Annotated in this window: 2 protein-coding genes and 2 pseudogenes; 3 read left to right on the forward strand and 1 reads right to left on the reverse strand. The window is 71.9% G+C overall.

From position 1 onward, the window contains the following. Positions 1 to 562 (reverse strand): annotated as a pseudogene (locus tag EYA84_RS27225) (hypothetical protein); the annotation flags it as partial. Positions 563 to 802: 240 nt separating this feature from the next. On the opposite strand from EYA84_RS27225, the gene EYA84_RS27230 reads away from it, so the two are divergent. The 3 genes and pseudogenes from EYA84_RS27230 to EYA84_RS27240 form a co-directional block, all read left to right on the forward strand. After that, complete coding sequence (locus EYA84_RS27230; protein WP_131056624.1) at positions 803 to 2,788, forward strand: TIGR03960 family B12-binding radical SAM protein; 1,986 nt, start codon at positions 803 to 805, stop codon at positions 2,786 to 2,788. A gap of 99 nt (positions 2,789 to 2,887) precedes the next feature. After that, a complete protein-coding gene (locus tag EYA84_RS27235) occupies positions 2,888 to 3,607 on the forward strand; it encodes a TIGR03936 family radical SAM-associated protein (RefSeq protein ID WP_131056626.1) in 720 nt (239 codons plus the stop codon). 131 nt (positions 3,608 to 3,738) lie between these two features. Then, positions 3,739 to 4,548 (forward strand): annotated as a pseudogene (locus tag EYA84_RS27240) (ribonuclease E/G); the annotation flags it as partial.

Genomic DNA, 4,548 nt, shown 5'->3' on the forward strand with positions numbered 1-4,548 from the left:
CTAGTCTCGTGGGCTCGGAGAGGTGTATAAGAGCCAGGGCCGCCGCCTCGGGCATCACCCGGGTGCCCTGCGGGCCGACCTCGGGAGGCGGCGCCACGGTGGTACGCGCGTCGTCCTCGGACGGTGTCGACCCGCTCCGCCCGGCGGCCTCGTCGACCGGACGGGTCGCGTCGACCTCGTCCACGGACCGGGTCGGATCGACCTCATCCGCACGTCGAGTCGGATCGGCCTCGTCCACGCGTCGGGTCGCGTCGGCCTCGTGTGCGTCGGGTGTCGGATCGGTCCCGGCCCGTGTCTGGTCGGGCGTGTTCGCGGCTCGGGTCTGGTCGATCTCGGCTCGGGTCGGGTCGAGCGGTACGGCTGGTGGGGCGGGGTGGGTCGGTCCTGCGGGACTGGTCGGGTCGGCGTCGCCGACCGGCTGGGTCTCGTCCGCCGCCGAGGTGGTGGCGGGCGGTGCGGGGTCGAGGGTCTGCTCCTGGGTGACCGCTGACTCCCCGTTCCGGTGTGTGTCCGGACGGTTCCCGTCGACCGGCCGGTCTGCTCCCGGCTGCGGCTCCGGCATCGCGGCAATCTCCTCTCACGCCGACCCGAGGCTAGTACCGGTGTGCCACCGGGGCAGAACCAGGCTGGTACCCATGCCCGCTTGTTAGGAAGGGACCCTTCCTATGCACCAGGCGTTAGGAAGGGTCCCTTCCTTACATCAGTGGCGGTCGCCGGTGTGGTGGAGGGCCGATTCCGCTGGTGCCCTTCTCGGCCAGGTGTGGCGTGGTGGCCGATGGGTGGGCGCGTACCCTTGGGCATCATGAGCGTCCCGTCCACCACTCCGCGTCCTGTCGCGGCCAACTCCGTCTGGCCCCGCCTGGAGCCGCTGCTGCCCCAGGTGACCAAGCCCATCCAGTACGTCGGTGGCGAACTGGGTGCGGTGGTCAAGGAGTGGGACTCCGCGACCGTGCGCTGGGCGCTGATGTATCCGGACGCGTACGAGGTGGGCCTACCCAATCAGGGCGTGCAGATTCTCTACGAGGTGCTCAACGAGCTCCCCGACACGCTCGCCGAGCGGACGTACGCGGTCTGGCCGGACCTGGAGCGGCTGATGCGCACCCACGAGGTGCCGCAGTTCACCGTCGACGCGCACCGTCCGGTCGGTGACTTCGACCTGTTCGGCGTCTCGTTCGCCACCGAGCTGGGCTACACCAACCTGCTCACCGCCGTCGACCTGGCCGGCATCCCGCTGCTCGCGGTCGACCGCACCGACGCCGACCCGGTGATCGTGGCCGGCGGGCACGCCGCGTTCAACCCGGAGCCCATCGCCGACTTCGTCGACGCCGCCGTGCTCGGTGACGGCGAGGAGGCGGTCCTGGAGATCACCGCGATCGTCCGGGAGTGGAAGGCGGAGGGCTCGCCCGGTGGCCGGGACGAGCTGCTGCTGCGGCTGGCCCGCACCGAGAGCGTCTACGTGCCGCGCTTCTACGACGTGGACTACCTGCCCGACGGCCGGATCCAGCGGGTCGTGCCGAACCGGGCGGACGTGCCGTTCCGGGTGCACAAGCGCACCACGATGGATCTGGACGCGTGGCCGTACCCGCGCAAGCCGCTGGTCCCGCTCGCCGAGACGGTGCACGAGCGGTACGCGGTGGAGATCTTCCGGGGTTGCACCCGGGGCTGCCGGTTCTGCCAGGCGGGCATGATCACCCGCCCGGTGCGGGAGCGGTCCATCACCACGGTCGGGCAGATGGTGCAGCAGGGGCTGGAGTTCTCCGGCTTCCACGAGGTGGGTCTGCTGTCGCTCTCCTCCGCCGACCACTCCGAGATCGGTGACATGTGCTCCGGCCTCGCCGAGCAGTACCAGGGCACCAACGTGTCGCTGTCGCTGCCGTCGACCCGGGTGGACGCGTTCAACATCGATCTCGCCCAGGAGCTGTCCCGCAACGGCCGCCGGACCGGGCTGACCTTCGCCCCGGAGGGCGGGTCGGAGCGGATCCGCAAGGTGATCAACAAGATGGTGTCGAAGGACGACCTCATCCGCACCGTGGTCACCGCGTACACCAACGGCTGGCGGCAGGTGAAGCTCTACTTCATGTGCGGCCTGCCCACCGAGACCGACGAGGACGTCCTCGAGATCGCCGACATGGCCCACGAGGTCATCCGGGCCGGTCGCGCCGCCACCGGCTCGAAGGACATCCGCTGCACCGTGTCCATCGGCGGGTTCGTGCCGAAGCCGCACACCCCGTTCCAGTGGGCGTCGATGCAGCGCCCGGAGGTCATCGACCACCGGCTCAAGCTGCTCAAGCAGGCGATCAACTCGGATCGTTCGCTGGGGCGGGCGATCGGTTTCCGCTACCACGACGGTGAGCCCTCGTTGATCGAGGGACTGCTGTCCCGGGGTGACCGCCGCGTCGGCGCGGTGATCCGCCGGGTGTGGGAGAACGGCGGCCGGTTCGACGGCTGGAGCGAGCACTTCTCGTACCAGCGCTGGGTGGAGGCGGCCACCGAGGTGCTGCCCGGGTTCGGGGTGGACCTCGACTGGTACACCACTCGCGAGCGCGAGGAGCTGGAGGTCCTGCCCTGGGACCACCTGGACTCCGGCCTGGACAAGGACTGGCTCTGGCAGGACTGGCAGGACTCCCTCAGCGAGTACGAGCAGGACGACTGCCGCTGGACGCCCTGCTTCGACTGCGGCGTCTGCCCGACCATGGACACCGAGATCCAGATCGGCCCGACCGGGCGGAAGCTGCTCCCGTTGACCCCGGTCAACGGTCTGAAGCTGCCCACCGGCGCGCAACAGTGACCCCGGGGCCCCGGGCGGGGTCCGACACCGAGGAGCAGGACGATCAGTAGGAAACCTCAGCCCGAGGGTGGCCAGGCGCCGGTCGTCCAGCGCGTCCGGATCCGGTACGCCAAGCGTGGCCCGCTGCGGTTCACCTCGCACCGCGACTTCGCCCGGGCGTTCGAGCGGGCGCTGCGTCGTGCCGGCGTACCGGTGGCCTTCTCCCAGGGCTTCACCCCGCACCCCAAGATCTCGTACGCCAGCGCCGCGCCGACCGGCGTCGCCAGCGAGGCGGAGTACCTGGAGATCGGCCTGCGCGAGGAGGTGGACCCGGCGCAGTTGCGCGAGGCGCTGGACACGGCGCTCTCGCCCGGCCTCGACGTGCTCGACGCGGTGGTGGCCACCGGCAGCGGGCTGGCCGACCGGATCCAGGCGTCCCACTGGCGGATCGAGCTGCCGGAGGTGGATCCCGAGATCCTGACCAAGGCGGTGACCGCGTTCCTGGCGGCCGACGAGGTGCTGGTGGAACGGATGACCAAGCAGGGGCGGCGGACCTTCGACGCTCGTGTCGCCGTCACCCGCATCGATATGATCACGTCGTCGGCGACGCCTTCCGTGGCCCCGGCCGTACCGTGTGCGATACTCGAACTGGTCGTGCGGCAGGTCACCCCGTCCGTACGGCCCGATGACGTCCTTTCCGGCTTCCGCGTGGTGGCCGGCCTGGAGCCGCCGGTAGCCCCGAAGGTGACCCGGCTGGCTCAGGGCACGCTGACCGCGCAGGGTGCGATCGTGGATCCGCTTGACGCGGACCGCGACGGGGCAACCATCGGCGGGCGCTGACCGACGGTCGGTGCTCAGACAGGCAGACTTCGCCGGTCGCGCACGCCCGTGCGCCCGGGGAAACACCTTTGCGGCGACCCTGCGTGGCAGCGCTCACCCGCGCCCGGGGAAGCCAGAACTGGAGAACGTCCATGCTCGAGAACGAGCCCGAGGGCGGCGAACGGACCGGTGCGAACCCGGCCGGCGAGACCGCTGAGACCAGCACCACCGGCACGGCGGGCAGCGCCTCACCGGTGGCCCCCGACGCGTCGGAGGAGACCTCCGGCACCGTGAGCGGTGCGGCGGACCTGGGCAGTCCGTCCGCCGCCGAGGCACCACCGCGCAGGCGGGCCACCCGTCGCCGGGCCACCCCGGTCACGCAGCCGGAGCAGATCGACGCCCCGGTCGAGGCGTCCAGCGACCCGGCGCCGGGCAGCTCGGAGGCGCCGCAGGCGGAGGTCTTCGCCCCGGTCTCCGGTGACCTGGACGAGGCGCCGAAGACGCCCCGGCGACGCCGCAAGGCCACCACCGCGTCGAAGACCGCCGAGGAGCCGCTGGCCGTGGCCGAGGTCGAGGCCGCCGACGGGGACGTGGTACCGCCGGTGAAGGTGACCCGTACCCGTCGCAAGAAGGCCGCCGCGCCGCCGGCCGAGGTTCCGGCGGTGGTCGAGGAGCCGGCGGTCGAGGAGCCGGCACCTGCGGCCGGTACCGACTTCGGTGCGGCCGCGCTGCCCCCCGAGGGCGGCGCGCCGGTCGAGGAGACCGAGAGCGACCCGGCCGAGACGGTGACCCCGACGGAGCCGGAGGCCGAGCCCGCACCGGAACCCCGCTCCCGTCGACGGCGTGCCGCGCTCAGCGCGCCGACGGTGTTGTTCATGGCGCCGGAGGAGGTCACGGCCCGCGCCGCCGCCGCTGCGGCTGCTGCGGCCGCACCGCCCGTCGAGGAGGAGACGCCCGAGGAG

The sequence above is a fragment of the Verrucosispora sp. SN26_14.1 genome (assembly GCF_004307965.1).
In the GTDB taxonomy this organism is placed as follows: domain Bacteria; phylum Actinomycetota; class Actinomycetes; order Mycobacteriales; family Micromonosporaceae; genus Micromonospora.

Coding starts and splice junctions, on each gene's coding strand:
- EYA84_RS27230 (WP_131056624.1), top strand. CDS start 803: ATGAGCGTCCCGTCCACCACTCCGCGTCCTGTCGCGGCCAACTCCGTC.